This window comes from Pseudomonas sp. GW821-FHT02B10, from assembly GCF_059421865.1.
In genome coordinates this window covers 111,433-128,900 of the sequence record NZ_JBWKVU010000009.1, presented here as the reverse complement: position 1 = coordinate 128,900, position 17,468 = coordinate 111,433, and the positions used below count along the sequence as shown (strand labels likewise).

General features: G+C 61.9%; 16 protein-coding genes and 1 pseudogene. 10 read left to right on the top strand and 7 right to left on the bottom strand.

What is annotated here, in order from left to right; all coding sequences use genetic code 11:
- The first annotated feature begins 28 nt into the window (after positions 1-28).
- From AC07VU_RS19745 to AC07VU_RS19730, 4 genes are all read left to right on the top strand, one after another.
- Positions 29-511: a DUF3304 domain-containing protein gene (locus tag AC07VU_RS19745; protein WP_495030297.1), complete on the top strand. Its 483-nt coding sequence runs from the start codon at positions 29-31 to the stop codon at positions 509-511.
- Between the two features lie 126 nt (positions 512-637).
- Positions 638-1,147 carry a DUF3304 domain-containing protein gene (locus tag AC07VU_RS19740; RefSeq protein ID WP_495030296.1) on the top strand — a complete coding sequence of 170 codons (510 nt, stop codon included), beginning with the start codon at positions 638-640 and terminating at the stop codon, positions 1,145-1,147.
- Positions 1,144-2,964, top strand: coding sequence for a hypothetical protein (locus AC07VU_RS19735; RefSeq protein WP_495030295.1), 1,821 nt, complete (start codon positions 1,144-1,146; stop codon positions 2,962-2,964). The genes AC07VU_RS19740 and AC07VU_RS19735 overlap by 4 nt, the downstream gene beginning before the upstream one ends.
- Before the next feature lie 279 nt (positions 2,965-3,243).
- Positions 3,244-3,504 carry a DUF2790 domain-containing protein gene (locus tag AC07VU_RS19730; protein WP_495030294.1) on the top strand — a complete coding sequence of 87 codons (261 nt, stop codon included), beginning with the start codon at positions 3,244-3,246 and terminating at the stop codon, positions 3,502-3,504.
- Between the two features lie 147 nt (positions 3,505-3,651).
- Here the strand turns inward: AC07VU_RS19730 and AC07VU_RS19725 are convergent, their stop codons facing one another.
- Positions 3,652-3,921, bottom strand: coding sequence for a DUF1652 domain-containing protein (locus tag AC07VU_RS19725; protein WP_053261084.1), 270 nt, complete (start codon positions 3,919-3,921; stop codon positions 3,652-3,654).
- A 503-nt stretch (positions 3,922-4,424) separates the two neighbouring features.
- Here AC07VU_RS19725 and eco point away from each other — a divergent pair.
- Positions 4,425-4,907: a serine protease inhibitor ecotin gene (gene eco, locus AC07VU_RS19720; protein ID WP_087091025.1), complete on the top strand. Its 483-nt coding sequence runs from the start codon at positions 4,425-4,427 to the stop codon at positions 4,905-4,907.
- A 198-nt stretch (positions 4,908-5,105) separates the two neighbouring features.
- On the opposite strand, the pseudogene ilvA reads toward eco, so the two are convergent.
- Positions 5,106-6,113: pseudogene (gene ilvA, locus AC07VU_RS19715) on the bottom strand (threonine ammonia-lyase, biosynthetic); the annotation flags it as partial.
- Positions 6,114-6,379: 266 nt separating this feature from the next.
- Between ilvA and AC07VU_RS19710 the strand changes: the two are divergent.
- Both AC07VU_RS19710 and map read left to right on the top strand, forming a co-directional pair.
- Positions 6,380-6,583: a ParD-like family protein gene (locus tag AC07VU_RS19710; RefSeq protein WP_007926402.1), complete on the top strand. Its 204-nt coding sequence runs from the start codon at positions 6,380-6,382 to the stop codon at positions 6,581-6,583.
- On the top strand, positions 6,580-7,344 hold the full coding sequence (map, locus tag AC07VU_RS19705) for a type I methionyl aminopeptidase (protein ID WP_007926404.1): 765 nt from the start codon (positions 6,580-6,582) through the stop codon (positions 7,342-7,344). Before AC07VU_RS19710 ends, map begins: the two co-directional genes overlap by 4 nt.
- A gap of 4 nt (positions 7,345-7,348) precedes the next feature.
- On the opposite strand, the gene AC07VU_RS19700 is transcribed toward map, so the two are convergent.
- Positions 7,349-8,290, bottom strand: coding sequence for a magnesium transporter CorA family protein (locus AC07VU_RS19700; RefSeq protein WP_101337911.1), 942 nt, complete (start codon positions 8,288-8,290; stop codon positions 7,349-7,351).
- A 7-nt stretch (positions 8,291-8,297) separates the two neighbouring features.
- Positions 8,298-9,800: a RimK family ATP-grasp domain-containing protein gene (locus tag AC07VU_RS19695; protein WP_164485839.1), complete on the bottom strand. Its 1,503-nt coding sequence runs from the start codon at positions 9,798-9,800 to the stop codon at positions 8,298-8,300.
- A 176-nt stretch (positions 9,801-9,976) separates the two neighbouring features.
- Between AC07VU_RS19695 and rimI the strand changes: the two genes are divergently transcribed.
- Positions 9,977-11,083 carry a ribosomal protein S18-alanine N-acetyltransferase gene (rimI, locus tag AC07VU_RS19690; RefSeq protein ID WP_274302650.1) on the top strand — a complete coding sequence of 369 codons (1,107 nt, stop codon included), beginning with the start codon at positions 9,977-9,979 and terminating at the stop codon, positions 11,081-11,083.
- A gap of 112 nt (positions 11,084-11,195) precedes the next feature.
- Here rimI and AC07VU_RS19685 read toward each other — a convergent pair whose 3' ends face one another.
- Together AC07VU_RS19685 and AC07VU_RS19680 are read right to left on the bottom strand one after the other, a co-directional pair.
- The gene (locus AC07VU_RS19685; protein ID WP_495030293.1) at positions 11,196-12,347 is read right to left on the bottom strand and encodes a PQQ-dependent sugar dehydrogenase; all 1,152 of its coding nucleotides are present in this window, start codon (positions 12,345-12,347) and stop codon (positions 11,196-11,198) included.
- A 67-nt stretch (positions 12,348-12,414) separates the two neighbouring features.
- Positions 12,415-12,780 carry a hypothetical protein gene (locus tag AC07VU_RS19680; RefSeq protein WP_053261076.1) on the bottom strand — a complete coding sequence of 122 codons (366 nt, stop codon included), beginning with the start codon at positions 12,778-12,780 and terminating at the stop codon, positions 12,415-12,417.
- Between the two features lie 215 nt (positions 12,781-12,995).
- Between AC07VU_RS19680 and ku the strand changes: the two genes are divergently transcribed.
- Together ku and ligD are read left to right on the top strand one after the other, a co-directional pair.
- Complete coding sequence (ku, locus tag AC07VU_RS19675; protein ID WP_495030292.1) at positions 12,996-13,859, top strand: non-homologous end joining protein Ku; 864 nt, start codon at positions 12,996-12,998, stop codon at positions 13,857-13,859.
- A gap of 32 nt (positions 13,860-13,891) precedes the next feature.
- On the top strand, positions 13,892-16,423 hold the full coding sequence (gene ligD / locus AC07VU_RS19670) for a DNA ligase D (protein ID WP_495030291.1): 2,532 nt from the start codon (positions 13,892-13,894) through the stop codon (positions 16,421-16,423).
- A gap of 86 nt (positions 16,424-16,509) precedes the next feature.
- Here ligD and lpxO read toward each other — a convergent pair whose 3' ends face one another.
- The gene (gene lpxO / locus AC07VU_RS19665; RefSeq protein ID WP_062825821.1) at positions 16,510-17,409 is read right to left on the bottom strand and encodes a lipid A hydroxylase LpxO; all 900 of its coding nucleotides are present in this window, start codon (positions 17,407-17,409) and stop codon (positions 16,510-16,512) included.
- Between the last annotated feature and the right edge of the window lie 59 nt (positions 17,410-17,468).

The following is a 17,468-nucleotide window of genomic DNA, read 5'->3' as shown; positions in this document are numbered from 1 at the left end:
CAGGCAGCCGGACAAGGAGTCTGTGGTAATGGCGTCACTCGTAAACCGCTGGAAATCCTTACCCAAGGCTCAGAAAACCCTGATCAACCTATTGGTGTGGGGCACGCTGATCGCTGCTTACTTCATCTGGCAGTACAGCCGGATGCCCGGGGCCGCACTTTATGGGCATAACCATACGGATCGCCCCATCTTCAGTTATTTCGTCAACGACAATTGGGGTGGAAATGGGGGCATGACCTGCTGCTGGCGCATCGAGGGCAAGACACTGAAGGTGGATTGGATCAAGAGCACGACCCGAACACAGTATGAGCAGGTAACTCGAGAAGAAACCCTATCAGTCGAGATCTCTAACCCTCCCCGCCAACGCAGTGACCGCTATTTGCATGTGCACTTCTTCCCCGGCGACCAGGTTCGCCTGGCCTGGAGCGCCAATCTCGACACCCCCTATGAAAATCTCAAGGAAGCACCCGCAGTGCCTGATGCCAAGGACCAGGAAGCCCAATCCCAATGAGTCACGGGTTTTCGCCGCCCACTATTGAAAAACTTGCAAGCAGCGCGAGCTGGGCAACAGAAATGCCCCCAGGCGAAAGAACATGACCGTGCGCAGAAACAGGTTCGCACTAACAAGGAGTTTGTTGTGACATCGATTCAATCACTTAGAAATCGCTGGAAGTCTTTGTCCGGTTTGCAGAAAACCCTCATCAATCTGTTGGTCTGGGGGGGACTAATTGCTGCCTATTTCATATGGCAGTACAGCCAAATGCCGGGGGCAATGCTCTACGTTCACAACCAAACGGATCGCCCTATCTTCAGCTACTTCGTTAATGACAACTGGGGGGGCAATGCCACGGCAAACGGAGGGGGCGGAGCAACCTGCTGTTGGCGCATTGAAGGCAAAACGCTGAAAGTAGATTGGATAAAAGGTCGTACAGGTGAGCAAGTTCGCCAAGGAGTTCAAAAAGAAACCTTATCAGTCGAGATCGCTAACCCACCTCGTCAACGCACTGATCGATATCTACACGTGCATTTCTTCCCCGGAGACCAAGTTCGCCTAGCCTGGAGTGCCAACCTGGACACTCCTTATGAAAACCTCAAGGATGCGCCACCAGTCTCTAACTCCAAGGATCAGGAAACCAAATCCCAATGAGTACCCGTAATGCTGATTTGGCTGCGGCTGCCGGCGCCCGTTGTGCGGGACCAACCAAAAACTCGCATATCACTACTTGTGAACGAACTTTGCGGATCGGATTCTTTTTCGACGGCTTTGGACGTCACCTACTGAAAGACTTGCAGTCAGGTCGGGTTAGTAACGTCGGCAAGATGTATATGGCGCACCCCACTACTGGAAAGGATGAAGCCTCTTACAATTATCGAAGGCTATACCTTTCAGGAATGGGCACGGAGTACATCGCAGACCTGACCACCACCGCCAATGCCGGCGTGGATACCGCAGGCAGCAAGGCAGCCGATGTGCCCAAGGATGTGGCAAAGGACGAAGGGAAAAAGATCCTCAAGGATGTGCTGAAAGGTCATGACTGGTGGGAGCGCTTGAAGCGTGACCTGGGCGACTTGGTAAATGCCCCCTACAAAGTCTTCAAAGTGTTAAAAGGCGCGGTGGTTGACGCCGCGGCTGAAGTCGTACCGCCCCTGCGCGACAACCCCATCATGGCTGAGATAGCCAAGACTGGAGCCAATATTCGCATCGATGGCGCCATCGACTACCTGAACGACGAAGTGAGCAAGGTCAAGGCCTTGAGCGGCCCGCCCCTTAAGCGTATCGAACTGTCCGTGTACGGCTTCGACTACGGCGCCACCCTGGCTCGGGGCTTTCTGTATCGCCTGCTGGAGCGCTGCCTGATCGATGGCGAGAAAGTGGAGTACCAGGGCGCCCAGGTGGTCATTCTGTTCGCCGGCCTGTTCGACGCGGTGGACCGCAGCCGTAGCGAAATACCGCTGATCGACGACTATATACCCGTGCCCACCAGTAACGTGCTGGGGGACGCCAATGTCCTGCCCAAGCAGGTCAGGCAGGCGCTGCATCTGGTCGCCGCCCACGAGCGACGCTTTTACCGGCGGGCCAGCCTGCTTGGCAAAGGCAACGCCAAGTGGCGTGAGGAACTGATGCCCGGGGTCAGCGAGGATATCGGTGGCAGCCTGCTGCCCGGCGAGCAGAAACCCAGCGCCGAGCTGGCCCTGGTCAGCTTGCACCGCATGTACCGCGCAGCGTTCCAGGCAGGAGTACCTTTCCTTCATCTCGAAGACTTATACGAAAAGGATGCCGATACTGCTGAGCTGTTCACCTTCAACGACCATATCAACGGAAAAACTGCCCTTGGGCTGGTCAAGAAGTACCAGTCGGCCGCCAAGGCCAGCATCGCCCAGCTGAAAAACCTCAACCTGGGTGACCAAGCGCCCTTCCTCGGCCATATGCGTTTGTATATCCGCTGGCTGGCGTCGATCTCGCGCCCTTATGTGCAGCGCCTGCGGGAAATCGGCGAAGAGGAAGATCGCCTGAACGCCAGCCAGTATGCCGCGGGAAATAGCGCCGGGATGTTTGGCCGCCCGGTGGAAACCCCGGAAAAGAGGCAGGCCCGCCTCAAGCGCACCCAGGAACTGCAAACCGAGCGCGAGACACTAAGGGCACAACTCGGCTGGCTGGAAGATGTCGACAGCGAAGCCCGCAGCATGCGCAGCGGCCGGACGCGGGATGGCTACAGGGCCGCCGGCACACCGCAGCAGATGCTGGTGTGGCAGGTGCTGTTGGAAGAGGAATGGTTCAAGGAACAACTGTCGCCATTGCCGGAGGAAGTGAGCCTGTTGTTCGGCCACTTCATACATGACCAGTTGGTCCAGTCCCTGGCGCAGCGCTCAGCCAAGTCGGTGAGCGGGCAATGCTACTTCGATATCCGCGGGATCGATCTGCTGGAGAAAGAAGAGGAAGAAAAGGAGAAAGACAAGAAATAAGTGCATTCAATGCCTGCCCGGAATCGGGCCAGGCGTTGACGACCTGCAAGGCAGGGGCTTCTGTCCCCTGCCTTCAGGCCCCCGCTGACATCGAATAGGCGTTTCTGCGCAAAGCACATTTCGTCGGGCAGTCTCCCTCCCGCACAAATCATTAGCCCCCTACTTAATCTTCGATTAATCCCCCAGCCCAAAACTGTACGCGACCGCGCAGCGCAGAATCCCCTGTCGCCCTCCGCGGCGCGCTCGATGCGGTTTTGTCGGGCTTATCGGAGAACGCTCATGAACATGCGTATTTTGCTGGTCGGGGCCCTGGCGTTTGCCGGGGTCGTGGGTGTGGCTCAGGCGGACACGGCCCAGGTGCAGCCGGTGCCTTATCACTATGGCATGCCGCTGAACGTGGCCAAGGTGGTGTCGATGACCGAGCCCGCGACGCCGGAGTGCAAGGTGGTCACCGCGGACATGACCTTTATCGACAAGGCGGGCAAGCTGGAAGCCATCAGTTACCGCAAGCTGTCGGACGCTTGCAGTTATCAGAACTGAGGACTGCCCTGCTCTACCGCGTGCAAGGTTACAGGCAGCTTTGTGAGATTCAGGCAGGGATTTTATTCGCGGTGAGGGTCGAGTTTGCGCCTGGCCCGGGATTTATCCAGGTCAGGCAAGCAACACAGGCATTGGCAAAGCCGCCGATCAATGAACCCTGGACTTGAGGGCGATGGGCTGGCTTCCCGGATGGTTCGCCAGGTCGTAGCGCAACTCGGCGATCAAATCGTTGATTTCCCGGCAGCCGTTGAGGCTCGCCGCATCGATACCGGTGACCACCAGGTCCACGCGGTCGGTTTCATGGTCGCCATAGACTTTCACGGTCATGTGCAGGTCGGGGCTCAGGGTGCACTCGCAGCGTTTGGGCAGGAAGCTGCATTCAATGATATTGCGCAGTTCCAAGGCAGATAAGAACATGGCAGATCTCTCCGTTGGTGCAGTGGCCATTCAATGATGGCAAGAATATCGTCTCGGGATTCCACCCCCGAAATACGGCGTACGGCGTGACTAAACCTCCCTGGAAGAGAAAGCCAATTCCTAGACTAGGCCGTATTTGCGCTTCTACTAAATTCTTTTTTGCTCTGAGTAGTGGGCTTTTTTCACGTGATGTCCCGATACCTCCGTCAGGGGGATGACCTCCTGCGAATGGGAGCGGCCGACTTCTCGTTGATAGTGAATGGAGCATTAAGCGTGCCGTCTTCGTGCTCGTTGTCATGCCGTGATAAATCATCGGGTTGTAAAGCACCATCGGCGGACCGCGTCGTGCAGATTGCCGGATTTGCCGTTGGTCACCCGGCAATTTGCCGGAGCGAAATGGCCACGGTTTGCATGACCGGTCGTTACCCAGTCAAACTGCCCGGCGTTTCAAGCAAACGGCTCCCTCCATTGGGAGGCCGTCGATCAACCTGCAAGGAGGCCTTATGCGCTTTTTCCCTGTTTCCACCGCCATCGCTGTGCTGTTGAGCGGTCTGTCCACCCTGAGCCATGCGGCCAAACTCGAAGACGTGGCGCCCTACCCCAAGGCTGAAGAAGGTTTTGTGCGTCAGGTGATCCATCTGCCCAAGCAGGCCAAGGAAGAGGACTTCAAGGTCGAGGTCCTGGCCGGCAAGACCCTGACCGTCGACTGCAACCGTCAGCGCCTGGGCGGCACCCTGGAAGAGAAGAACCTGGAAGGCTGGGGTTACCCCTACTACCGCCTGGACAAGGTCAGCGGGCCGATGAGCACCTTGATGGCCTGCCCCGAGGGCACCAGCAAGCAGGCGTTCGTGCCGGTGGTCGGCGAAGGCTTCGTGCTGCGCTACAACAGCAAGCTGCCGATCGTGATCTACGCCCCCAAGGACGTCGAAGTGCGCTACCGCCTGTGGTCCGCCGCGGACAAGGTCGAGAAGGCCCGCGCGGAATAACCTGCGCAGCGGCTACATCGCGGGAGATGGAGCCGCTGCCGCAGGCTGCGATCGGTTTGGGCGGCACTCCGATGCAGTGGCCGCCAAGCCAGGCAACGCGGTGTATCAGTGGTTCGGCTGGCGAGTGCTTCGCGCTCGTGCGCAGGCTGCGCCAGCGGCTACAGAGGCCCTGCTCCCTTCTCACCCCAGCGCGACCGCGCCCAAGGCCGCGCGCTCGGCCACCTGCCCCAGGCGATCGAAGTTGATGTTGGCCCCGGAATCGATGGCCACCAGGGTTTCGCCCTGTACGCCGCTGCGGGCCACGTACTGCTTGATCCCGGCCACCGCCAGCGCCCCCGACGGCTCGGTGATGGAGCGGGTGTCGTCGTAGATGTCCTTCATTGCGCAGCAGAGTTCGTCGTTGCTGACCGTGATCACCTCATCGACCAGCGCTCGGCACAACTCGAAACAATGGGCGCCGACCTGCGCCACGGCAACGCCGTCGGCGAAGGTACCGACACTGGGCAGCACCACCCTTTCCCCAACCCGCAACGCCTGCTGCAGACAGTTGGAGTGCTCGGACTCGACGCCGACGATGCGCACCTCGGGCCGCAGGTATTTCACATAGGCCGCGATGCCGGCGATCAATCCGCCACCGCCCACCGGGACGAAGATTGCGTCCAGGCGCCCGGGATGCTGGCGCAGGATCTCCATGCCCACCGTGCCCTGCCCGGCGATCACGTCCGGGTCGTCGAAGGGCGAGACAAAGGTCTGGCCGCTACGCTCGGCCAATTGCAGGGCATGGGCTAGGGCGAAGGGAAAACTCTCGCCCTGCAGCACCGCCTCGGCGCCGCGGCTGCTGACGCCCTGCACCTTCAGCTGCGGCGTGGTGGAAGGCATGACGATGGTCGCCTTGATCCCCAGCTCCTGCGCCGCCAGCGCCACGCCCTGGGCGTGATTGCCGGCGGAAGCGGTGATTACCCCGCGGCGCTTTTGCTCGTCGCTGAGTTGCACCAGCTTGTTGTAGGCGCCACGGATCTTGAAGGAAAAGGTCGGTTGCAGGTCCTCGCGCTTGAGCAGCACCTGATTGCCCAGCGCCGCCGACAGGGCCGGCGCCGGCTGCAACGGCGTGCGCACCGCCAGGTCGTAGACCGGCGCCGCGAGAATCTTCTTCACGTAGTGCTCAAGCAGGTCCAGTTGCGTGTCGGGCTCGGCGGGATGGTTCATACGGCTCTCCTGGCTGTGTTGAAAGCCCCGGAGACAGAAAGAAAAAACCCGCCTCTAGGGCGGGTTGGGTGCAGTGTCAGACCCGCCAATCAGGAATGGCGGTAATAATGCTTGGCTGGGAACGCAATGCGGAAAAAGTCATGGCCAGGAAATTAACCGGCGGGTCGCTGGTGAGTCAATGGCCAATGACAAGTCGAGCCATCTGCCATTTGCCGAAAAATATACGAAACGTATATGCTTCGTATATTTACCAGGACAGAAACCCCGTGGGCATCGTCAAGATTTCAGATCAACTGCATGAACAGATCCGCGTCGCCAGCGACGCCATGGATCGCTCCATCAACGCCCAGGCCGAGTTCTGGATCAAGATTGGCCTGCTGGCCGAGCTCAATCCGCACCTGGCCTACAACGACCTGATCAACAAACTGCTGCTGAACAAGAGCGACCTGATCCGGGGGCGCAGCGCATGACCCAGGCCCTGATCAAGACCCCGCAGCAGCTGGCGCTGATGCGTGAATCCGGGCGCCTGCTGGCAACGGTGTTCAGCTTTCTCGACGACCTGGTCGCGCCCGGCCTTTCCACCATGGAACTGGACACGGCCGTGGAGCGCTTTATCCGCCACGACCTGGGCGCCCGTCCGGCCAGCAAGGGCCAGTACAACTACCCCTACTCGATCAACACCTCGATCAACGAAGTGGTGTGCCATGGCATGCCCCATGAGAAGGCCATCCTCAAGGACGGCGATATCATCAACATCGACATCACCCTGGAAAAGAACGGCTTTATCGCCGACTCCAGCAAGATGTACCTGATCGGCAATGTCAGCCCCAAGGCCCAGCGCCTGGTGAGCACCACCTTCGAGGCGATGTGGGAAGGCATCAAGGTGGTCCGCCCCGGCGCGCGCCTTGGCGATATCGGCCATGCCATCCAGAAACACGCCGAAACCCGGGGCTACAGCGTGGTGCGCGAGTACTGCGGCCATGGCATCGGCCGGCAGATGCACGAAGAACCGCAGGTCCTGCATTTCGGTCGCCCCGGTACCGGCCTGGAGCTGCGCGAAGGCATGGTGTTCACCATCGAGCCGATGATCAACCAGGGCAGCGCCCGGGTGCGCGGCCTGAAAGACGGCTGGACCGTGGTCACTCGCGACAACGGCCTGTCGGCGCAGTGGGAACACACTGTGGCGGTGACCCGCGACGGCTTTGAGGTACTGACCCTGCAACCGGCCTGAAACCTCAGGCGCACTTGCCGTTGCCGCCGGCCAGGCGCCTGAGCCCGAGCACCATCCCCCCTGCCCCCAGCAGCATCGCCACGAGGAACAGCGGGTAGGCAATCCACCACGGGGTGCCGGCGGTCATCATGCTGAATTCGGACATGCCGCCGATGCTGGCGATCAGGTTCAGCGGCAGGAACACCACGTTGATCAGGGTCAGTTTGCGCAACAGGCTGTTCATGTTGTTGTTCATCAGGTTGCCGCGCGCGTCGATCAGCCCGGAAAACACCGTCGAATAGATCTCCGCCTGCTTGTAGCACTGGTTGTTCTCGATGATCAGGTCGTCGATCAGGCCGACGGCCTCGGCGCTGAAGTGCGCCTTCTCGGCGTGGTTGCGCAGCCGGGTCAGCACCGCGCCGTTGCTGTGAATGGCGTTGATGTAATAGATCAGGCTCTCGCTGAGGTTGAACATCTGGATCAGGTGGCGGTTTTCCATCGAGTCGTTGAACTGCTGCTGCAACTCGCGGGCGACCATCTTGATCACCTTGAGGTGCCCCAGGTAGTGATGGATGTTGGTGGACAGCAGGTCCAGCAGCACATCCAGGGGGCTATTCAGGGCCTGCCGCGCGCCCAGGCCGCTGAGCTGGCTGTCGTCGTGGGCGATCACCAGCAGGCGTTGCGGGGAAAACAGCAGGCCGCAGGACGACACCTCGAACGACAGGCTGCCGCCGCCGGAGTAGTTCTCCGGGCGTTTCCAGATCAGGAACAGGTTGTCCGGGTGAAACTCGATGCGCGACACCTCGTCCGGGTCCAGCGCCGAGGCCAGGGCGTGTTCGTCGAGCTTGAAGCCGGTGCGCAGCAGATCGCGCTCGGCGGGGTCCGGGTTGCTGAACAGCATCACTTCGGCATCCAGGTTCTCCACCGGCAGCAGGCGGCCCTGGCTCAACTGGTAGCTCTTGATCATCGGCCGTTCACCAGGCCTGCCCGCGGCGCTTGAGTTCCAGGCGGCGGACGAACTCCTCGAGCACCAGGGAATACAGGTCGTCACGCAGGTAGGCATCTTCGATGCCGGCGTCCAGGTTGGGGTTGTCGTTGACTTCGATCACCACCACCTTGTCGCCGGACTGCTTGAGGTCGACGCCGTACAGGCCGTCGCCGATCAGGTTGGCGGTCTTCACCGCCAGTTCCACCACCGCCCGCGGCGCCTCGTGGACCGCCAGGGTGCGGCATTCGCCGTTGATGTCCTGGCCCTTGGCCTTGTGGTTGTAGATCTGCCAATGGCCCTTGGACATGAAGTACTGGCAGGCGAAGATCGGCTTGCGGTTGAGCACGCCGATGCGCCAGTCGTACTCGGTGTAGAAAAACTCCTGGGCCAGCAGCAACACCGAATGTTCGAACAGCTCGGCGGTGGCCTCCAGCAGCGCCTGCTGGCTCTCGACCTTGATCACCCCACGGGAGAAACAGCCGTCGGGAATCTTCAGCACCAGTGGGAAGCCCAGGCGTTCGCCAACCCGCTCGAAATCTTCCGGTCGCTCCTTGTAGAGAATCTCGGTGGCGGGCATGCCCAGCTGGTGGCTTTTCAGCAGATCGGTCAGGTAGACCTTGTTGGTGCAGCGCAGGATCGAGGCAGGGTCGTCCATCACCACCAGGCCCTCGCTTTCGGCCTTCTTGGCGAAGCGGTAGGTGTGGTTGTCGACGCTGGTGGTCTCGCGGATCAGCAAGGCGTCGTACTCGGCGATACGCGAGTAATCCTTCTTCTCGATCAGTTCGACGTCGATGCCCAGGCCCTTGCCGACCCGGACAAAATTCTCCAGTGCCCGGGCGTTGGAAGGCGGCAGGGCTTCCTGCGGGTCATGGAGGATTGCCAGGTCATAGCGGGCCAATCTTTTCGAGCGCGGCATGCGCCAGATCTTGCGACTGAAACTGTCCAGGGAATGGGCGAATTGATCTTCCTGGTCTTCGCGCAACTTATGTAAGGCGCCGGACTTCACGCCTTCGATATGCCAACCGTTAGTTCGTTTGAAGTCCACCAGCAATATTGGACAGGGAAAGACTTCGAATAACTGGCGCGCCAACTCCTGTAACGGTTCGATATGGGTCTTGCCGAAATACAGGGTCAGGGTAAAACCTTCGGTATCGCTGTAAAGATGATTGCTCAGGGCCTTTTCCAGGGTTTTATCCAGGTCGTCCAGGGCCAGGCCGTAGAGCGATTTGCGGGTCAGCTCGCTGATGGTGCGCACCGAGGGAATCACCTTGTGCCCCCGCGCCTCGGCCAGCAGCGAGCAGTAGTAACCGTGGCCCAGGTACTTGTAGCTGCGGCACAGGTTGATCACCTGGACCCGCTTGCCGGGCTGGGTTTCTCGGGTCTGTTCCAGGTACTCCTGAGCGCTGAGGATGTCTTCGCTGGGGAAATAGGAGGCCCAATCTTCCTTGCGCTCGACAATAATCAGCAACTGACTGGAAGTTTCACTCATCGCTGAAAAATAATTAACCGGAGTTATTGTCGCCGGCAGACTTTGCTCGGATACTCCACGCCAATGACCTTGTACCGCTGACATAATGTTTGATCCGCTTAAGAACAAGACCTTTTCTATTAAGCACGAACTTTTTTGAAAGTCTCGTTTCGTTACGCAACTTTTACGGCGGTTATATGGATCTTGTCTTTCGCATTGCCACACCTGAGGACTTGCCTGCTTTAGTGCGACTGGAACAGCAGTGTTTCACCACCGATCGCCTGACGGTGCGCAGCTTCCAGTGGATGATCAGCCGCGCCCATGCGTGCCTGATCGTCGCCGAGCAGGCGGGACAACTGCTGGGTTATGCCCTGGTGCTGTTCCATCGCGGGACCTCCCTGGCCCGCCTGTACTCGATCGCCATCGCGGTCGAGGCCCGCGGGTCGGGCCTGGGCAAGCGCCTGCTGGAGCGGATCGAAGCCTGCGCGCGGGAGCATGACTGCGCCTACCTGCGGCTTGAGGTGCGCAGCGACAACCCGACGGCCATCGCCCTGTACGAACGCAGCGGCTACCGACGCTTCGCCGTGCTGCACGACTACTACGAGGACCACGCCGATGCCCTGCGCCTGGAAAAGCGCATCCTGCAGCATCGCGAGACTCGCACCATCCGCGTGCCCTATTACCAGCAGACCACCGACTTCACTTGCGGCCCGGCCTGCCTGCTGATGGCCATGGCCGCGCTGCAGCCCGGGCGCGCCCTGGAGCGCCGTGAAGAACTGCAGCTGTGGCGCGAGGCGACCACCGTGTTCATGACCTCCGGCCACGGCGGCTGCAGCCCCCAGGGGCTGGCGCTGGCCGCGTGGCGCCGGGGCTTCAGGGTCAGGCTGCAGGTCAATACCCGGGGGCCGCTGTTTCTCGGCGGGGTGCGCGACGAGCATAAAAAAGACGTCATGCGCCTGGTGCATGAGGAGTTCTGCGCCCAGCTGGATAGCAGCGACGTCTTGCAGGTGCTGGGCGGCCCGCTGGACCTGCCGAAGCTGCTGGCCGATGGCGGCCAGCCCCTGGTGCTGATCAGCAGCTACCGCCTGACCCGCTCCAAGGCCCCGCATTGGGTGATGGTCACCGACTGCGACGAAGAGTTCGTCTACCTGCACGATCCCGATGTCGACCACAGCCAGCACCGCCAGCCGATGGATTGCCAGCACCTGCCGGTGAGCCATGGCGAGTTCGCCAAGATGTGCCGTTTCGGCAGCGGCAAGCTGCAGGCGGCGGTGATCCTCTACCCGCCCGCAGTGCCTCTGTAGGAGCGAAGCTTGCTCGCGATAGCCGCGAAGCGGCGATTCATCCTGCCAACACGCGTTATCGTTGAAGATTTTTTCGCGAGCAAGCTTCGCTCCTACAGAAGAAGGGCCTGGGTTATTCCAGGCCGACCTTGTACAGCCTGCCCTTGTCCTCGTCGGTCAGCACATACAGATAACCGTCCGGCCCCTGGCGCACGTCGCGGATGCGCTCTTTGAGTTCGCCCAGCAGGCGCTCCTCGTGGCCCACCTTGTCGCCGTCGAATTGCAGGCGGATCAGTTCCTGGGACGCCAGGGCGCCGATGAACAGGTTGTGTTGCCAGGCCTTGAAGCGGTCGCCGTCGTAGAAGGCCATGCCGCTGATGCCGGGGGATTTCTCCCAGACATGCTGCGGGCCCACGGTGCCTGGGGCAGTCTTGCCCTGGGCTTCGGGAATCGGCGCGCCGGAATAGTTGATGCCGTGGGTCGCCAGGGGCCAGCCGTAGTTCTTGCCACGCTCGATCAGGTTGATTTCGTCGCCGCCCTTGGGCCCGTGCTCGTTATCCCACAGGGTGCCGCTCCAGGGATTGAGCGCCGCGCCCTGGGGGTTGCGGTGGCCGTAGGACCAGATCTCCGGGCGCACGCCCGGCTGGCCGACAAAGGGGTTGTCCTGCGGAATCCGGCCATCCGGATACAGGCGCACGATCTTGCCTTGCAACTTGTCCAGGTCCTGGGCGGTCGGGCGCTCGTTGTTTTCCCCCAGGGTGATGAACAGGTAGCCGTCACGGTCGAACACCAGGCGCGAACCGAAATGATTACCGGTGGAGAGCTTGGGCGCCTGGCGGAAAATCACCTGGAAATCCTTGAGCGTCTTCAGGTCCTCGGACAGCCGTCCGCGCCCCACCGCCGTCCCCGCCGTGCCGCCCTCGCCGCCGCCTTCGGCGTAGGACAGGTAGACCAGGCGGTCCTGCTTGAAGTCCGGCGACAGCACCACATCCAGCAAGCCACCCTGGCCCTTCGCCCAGACCTGCGGCACGCCGCCCAGGGGCGCCGAGAGCTTGCCGTCGGAGCCAACCAGCCGCAGGTTGCCCGGCCGCTCGGTCACCAGGATGCCCTGGCGGTCCGGCAGGAACGCCAGGGCCCAGGGGTGATCCAGGCCTTCGACCAGCGGGGTCACGCTGAGGGGGCCCAGCTCGCTCTGCAACGGTTGACTGGGGGCGGCCGCGACCGGTAGCGCACTGCTCAGAAAAAGACTGGCACAGACGGTTGCCAAGAGGGTTTTACGCAACATGCACGATTCCTTCTGTCGATAAAAAGGTTTCCGCCCGGGGCCGGCATCGGCCTCGGGCGGTCAGCGTTTATCGCTGCTGTTGGTTACGCGGTGGGGTCACGGGTGTCGGGTCGATGATCCTTGGCTGGGTGATGGTGCGCGGGTAGCCGTTGCCGATACCGCCGTTCTCCAGGGTCGGAGGGCGTTGCACGGGTACCGGATTAACCCCACGGACAGCCGGGGCGCTGGGCTGGGTGCCCTGCATACTGTTGGGGTTGGCCCGGCGAATCGGGCTGTTGTAGGGGTTGTTGTTGCTGCCGGGCAGGTTCTGTGCCAGCAGCATGGCGGACGTTGGCCTGCTGCCCGTATGCGCTGCCTGGGGCGCGGCGAACGCTGCGGTGCTGGCCCCGCTCATCAGTGCGAACACGGCAAGGCCGCGAAGCAGGTTATTCATGGCGACCCTCTTGGATGGCGACGAGTTATCGCATTCGAGTCCAGGCTACGTCGCGCGTTCGGCCTTGTTAATTAAATAATCCGTCAGACATGTAACACGAGTTATCGGCTTGCCCATGCAGGCCGGCACCCCAGGGAAACTTTCGCGCCGCGCCACGGGTCACCTGAAAACCAGTCGCTGCATGGCGATTCCACAGTCAATACGGGGACAGGCTCATGGCACGGGCAATCTGGAAAGGCGCGATCAGTTTCGGCCTGGTTCACATTCCGGTGGCGCTGGTCTCGGCGACCTCCTCCCAGGGCGTGGACTTCGACTGGCTGGACCAGCGCAGCATGGACCCGGTGGGTTACAAGCGGGTCAACAAGGTCACCGGCAAGGAAGTCGGCAAGGAACATATCGTCAAGGGCGTGGCCTACGAAAAAGGCCGCTATGTGCTGCTCAGCGAGGACGAAATCCGCTCGGCCCACCCGCTGTCGACCCAGACCATCGACATCTTCGCCTTCGTCGACAGCCAGCAGATCCCGCTGCAGAACATCGACACCCCCTACTTCCTGGCCCCCGACAAGCGTGGCGGCAAGGTCTATGCGCTGCTGCGCGAAACCCTGCAGAGCACCTCGAAAGTCGCCCTGGCCCTGGTGGTGCTGCACACCCGCCAGCATCTGGCGGCGCTGATGCCGCTGGAGTCGGCACTAGTGCTGGTGATGCTGCGCTGGCCGGCCGAGGTGCGCAGCCTCGACGAACTGGCCCTGGGGCCGGAGGTGACTCACCCGGACCTGGCCAAGGGCGAACGGGACATGGCCAGGCGCCTGGTGGCGGACATGAGCGCCGACTGGCAGCCGGAGGAATACCGCGACAGCTTCACCGACAAAATCATGGCCCTGGTGGAGAAAAAGGCCCGGGCCGGCAAGATCGAGGACGTGGAAAGCAGCACCGGCGAAGAGCAACGCAAGAGCGCCGATGTCATCGACCTGACCGAGATGCTCAAGCGCAGCCTGGGAAGCAGATCCAGGAGCAAGGCGCCGGCCAGCCCGGACAAACCCGGCAAGACCAGGAAAACCACGAAGAGCTCCCGCGCCTGAACCACGCGGCTCGCCATACGAGGTAGTGGGTCATGGCCAAATCCCTGAGTGAATACCAGCGCAAGCGCAACTTCGCAATCACCTCGGAGCCGGCGGCGGACAAAGCCTCCGTCAAATCCACCTCGGCCCTGCGTTTCGTGATCCAGAAGCACGATGCGCGCAATCTGCATTACGACTTTCGCCTGGAACTGGGCGGCAGCCTGAAAAGCTGGGCGGTGCCCAAGGGTCCAAGCCTGGACCCCAGGCAAAAACGCCTGGCGGTGCATGTCGAGGACCACCCGCTGAGCTATGGCGATTTCGAGGGCAGCATCCCCGCCGGGCAATACGGCGCCGGTGATGTGATCGTCTGGGACCATGGCGTCTGGCAACCCCATGACGACCCCGACGCCAGCTATCGGGCGGGCAAGCTCAAGTTCACCCTGATCGGTGAGAAGCTCGGCGGCGACTGGGCCCTGGTGCGCACCCATATGCGCGGCAGCGGCGACAAGGAGCAGTGGCTGCTGATCAAGGAGCAGGATGCCCAGGCGCGACCGAGCGACGAGTACGACGTGGTCCGGGCCCTGCCCAGGAGCGTGCTCAGTGGCGCCACAGTGGGCGACCGCACAGCTGCCAGCGCCAAACCCCAGGCCGCAAAAAAAGCCGAGAAAAAACCATCGGGGAAAAAAGCCGTGGTCCTGCCGCAAAGCCTGGCGCCGCAGCTGGCGACCCTGGTGGACAAGGCGCCCAGCGGCGACTGGCGCTACGAGATCAAGTTCGACGGCTACCGGATCCTGGCGCGAATCCAGGACGGCGAGGTGCGCCTGCTGACCCGCAACGGTCACGACTGGACCAGCCGCCTGCCCCAGCAAGCCAAGGCCCTGGCCGCCCTGAAGCTCAAGGACAGCTGGCTCGACGGCGAAATGGTAGTGCTCAACGACGAAGGCCTGCCGGACTTCCAGGCGCTGCAGAACGCCTTCGATATCGGCCGCAGCGTGGACATCATTTATTACCTGTTCGATGCGCCTTTTCTGCAGGGCGAGGACTTGCGCGAAACGCCGGTGGAAGAACGCCGTCAGGCCCTCAAGCAGGCGCTCGGGCGCAAATCGAGCAAGGTCCTGCGCTTTTCCGAAGCCTTTGCCGCCCAGCACCACGACATCCTCGAAAGCGCCTGCGCCCTGTCCCTGGAGGGGGTGATCGGCAAGCGGGCCGGCAGCCCCTATGTGTCGCGCCGTAGCACCGACTGGATCAAGCTCAAATGCCGGCTGCGCCAGGAGTTCATGGTGGTCGGCTATACCCGCCCGCAAGGTTCGCGCAGCGGCTTTGGCGCCCTGCTGCTGGGGGTCAATGACGCGAGCGGGCTGGTGTACGCCGGCCGGGTCGGCACCGGTTTCGACCAGCAGACCTTGAAGCAGCTGCATGAGCGGATGCAGGAACTTGAGCGGGATTCATCGCCCCTGGCCAAGCCCCTGACCGCGGCCCAGGCCCGCGGCGTGCACTGGATCGAGCCGCAACTGGTGGCCGAAGTCGAGTTCGCCGAGTGGACCCGCGAGCAGGTGGTGCGCCAAGCGGCGTTCATCGCTCTGCGCAGCGATAAGCCGGCCAGGGAGATCGTTCGCGAGCAGCCGCAGACCTCCAAGGCCGTCGAGACGCGCAGCCGGGGCACGGCCGCCCGTTCGGACAAATCGGCCGTCCACAGCGTCGCCGGGGTCAGGATCACCCACCCGGATCGGGTCATCGACCAGCAATCCGGGACCACCAAGCTGCAACTGGCGCAGTTCTACGCCAGCATCGACGAGCAGATCCTGCCGCACCTGCGCGACCGGCCGGTGTCGTTGCTGCGGGCCCCCGAAGGGGTGGAAGGCGAGCAGTTTTTCCAGAAACATGCCGAGCACCTGGCCATCCCCCATATCCGCCACCTCGACCCGGCGCTGGACCCCGGCCACGCGCGCCTGATGGAAATCGACAGCACTGCGGCGCTGATCGGCGCGGTGCAGATGGGCACCATCGAGTTGCACACCTGGGGCGCGACCCACGACCAGATCGAAACCCCGGACCTGTTCGTGCTCGACCTCGACCCGGACCCGGCGCTGCCCTGGAAAAGCATGCAGGAGGCCACCCAGCTGACCCTTTCGGTGCTCGATGAACTGGGTTTGCAGGTCTTCCTGAAAACCAGCGGCGGCAAAGGCATGCACCTGATCGTGCCGCTGGCGCGCAAGGCCGACTGGGATACGGTCAAAGGTTTCGCCAAGGCCATCGCGCAATTCATGGCGCAGCAGTTGCCGGAGCGCATCACCGCGACCATGGGCCCGAAAAACCGGGTCGGCAAAATCTTCGTCGATTACCTGCGCAACACCCGTGGCGCCAGCACCGTGGCCGCCTATTCGGTACGGGCCCGCCCCGGGCTGCCGGTCTCGGTGCCGATCGCGCGGGATGAACTGGGCGATGTCCGGCATGCCCAGCAGTGGAATGTGGCGAACCTGAGTCAGCGCCTGGAGGCCTTGCCCCGGGATCCGTGGCACGGCTACGCCCATCGGCAGCGGATCACCGCGAAGATGTGGCAGCAGTTGGGAGTGGACAAGCCTTGAGGACGTGATCGCGGGCCAGCCCCGCCCCTACAGAGCCCCTGTAGGAGCGAGGCTTGCCCGCGACCGGCAATTCGCCATCCGGCGAATCAGATGAAGATGAACAGCAGCAACAGCGCAGCGAAGATCGCCCACTTTTCCAGGTAATAAAGCTTGCGGTTGCGCTTTTTCAGCTCTTTACCGCGCAGGCGGATCTTGTACAGCCTGGTGAAGGCGCGGTTCAGGCCCCCGGTGCGGTCGCCGGCATCGTTGGGCGAACCGGCGGCGGCCATCACGGTGCGGCTGAACCAGCGGTTGAAGGCGGCGGCCCAGCGGTACTTCATCGGCCGCTCGACGTCACAGAACAGGATGATGCGGTTCTGCTCGGTGGTGTTTTCCGCGTAGTGGATGTAAGTCTCGTCGAACATCACCGCTTCGCCGTCGCGCCAGTGATAGTGCTCTCCGTCGACATTGATGTAGCAACCGGCGCTGTTGGGCGTTTCCAGGCCCAGGTGGTAACGGTAGGAACCGGCATAAGGGTCGCGGTGGCGCACCAGTTTCGAACCCGGCGGCAGTTCGGCGAACATCGCCGCCTTGATCGAGCCGATGCTTTGCACCAGTTCGGTGGTCCGCGGGCACAGCTTCATCGCCGAAGGATGGCTGTCGCCGTACCACTTGAGGTAGAAGCGCTTCCAGCCGGTCTTGAAGAACGAGTTGAAGCCGACGTCGTCGTACTGCTCCGAACGCTTGATCTCCCCGGCCCTGAGCAGGCTCTGGCCCTCGGCGCGGATTTCTTCCCAGTGGGCCTGCAACGGGCTCAGGTCGGGAAAGTCGGCCGGATCGAGGTACGGGCGGTTGGGGATCTTCGAGAACAGATAAAGGAAGCAGTTGATCGGGGCCAGGAAGGTCGAGTGATCACTCAGCTGGCGGCCCAGTTTATGGCGCACGCGACCACGCAGGTGCACATACGCGATGGATAAAACGTAAACAGCGGCAATGATGAGTTTCACGGAAATCGTCACATGTCAGAAGAGAACATACTGCGCCCCCACGTAGGCCACCTGGGCCG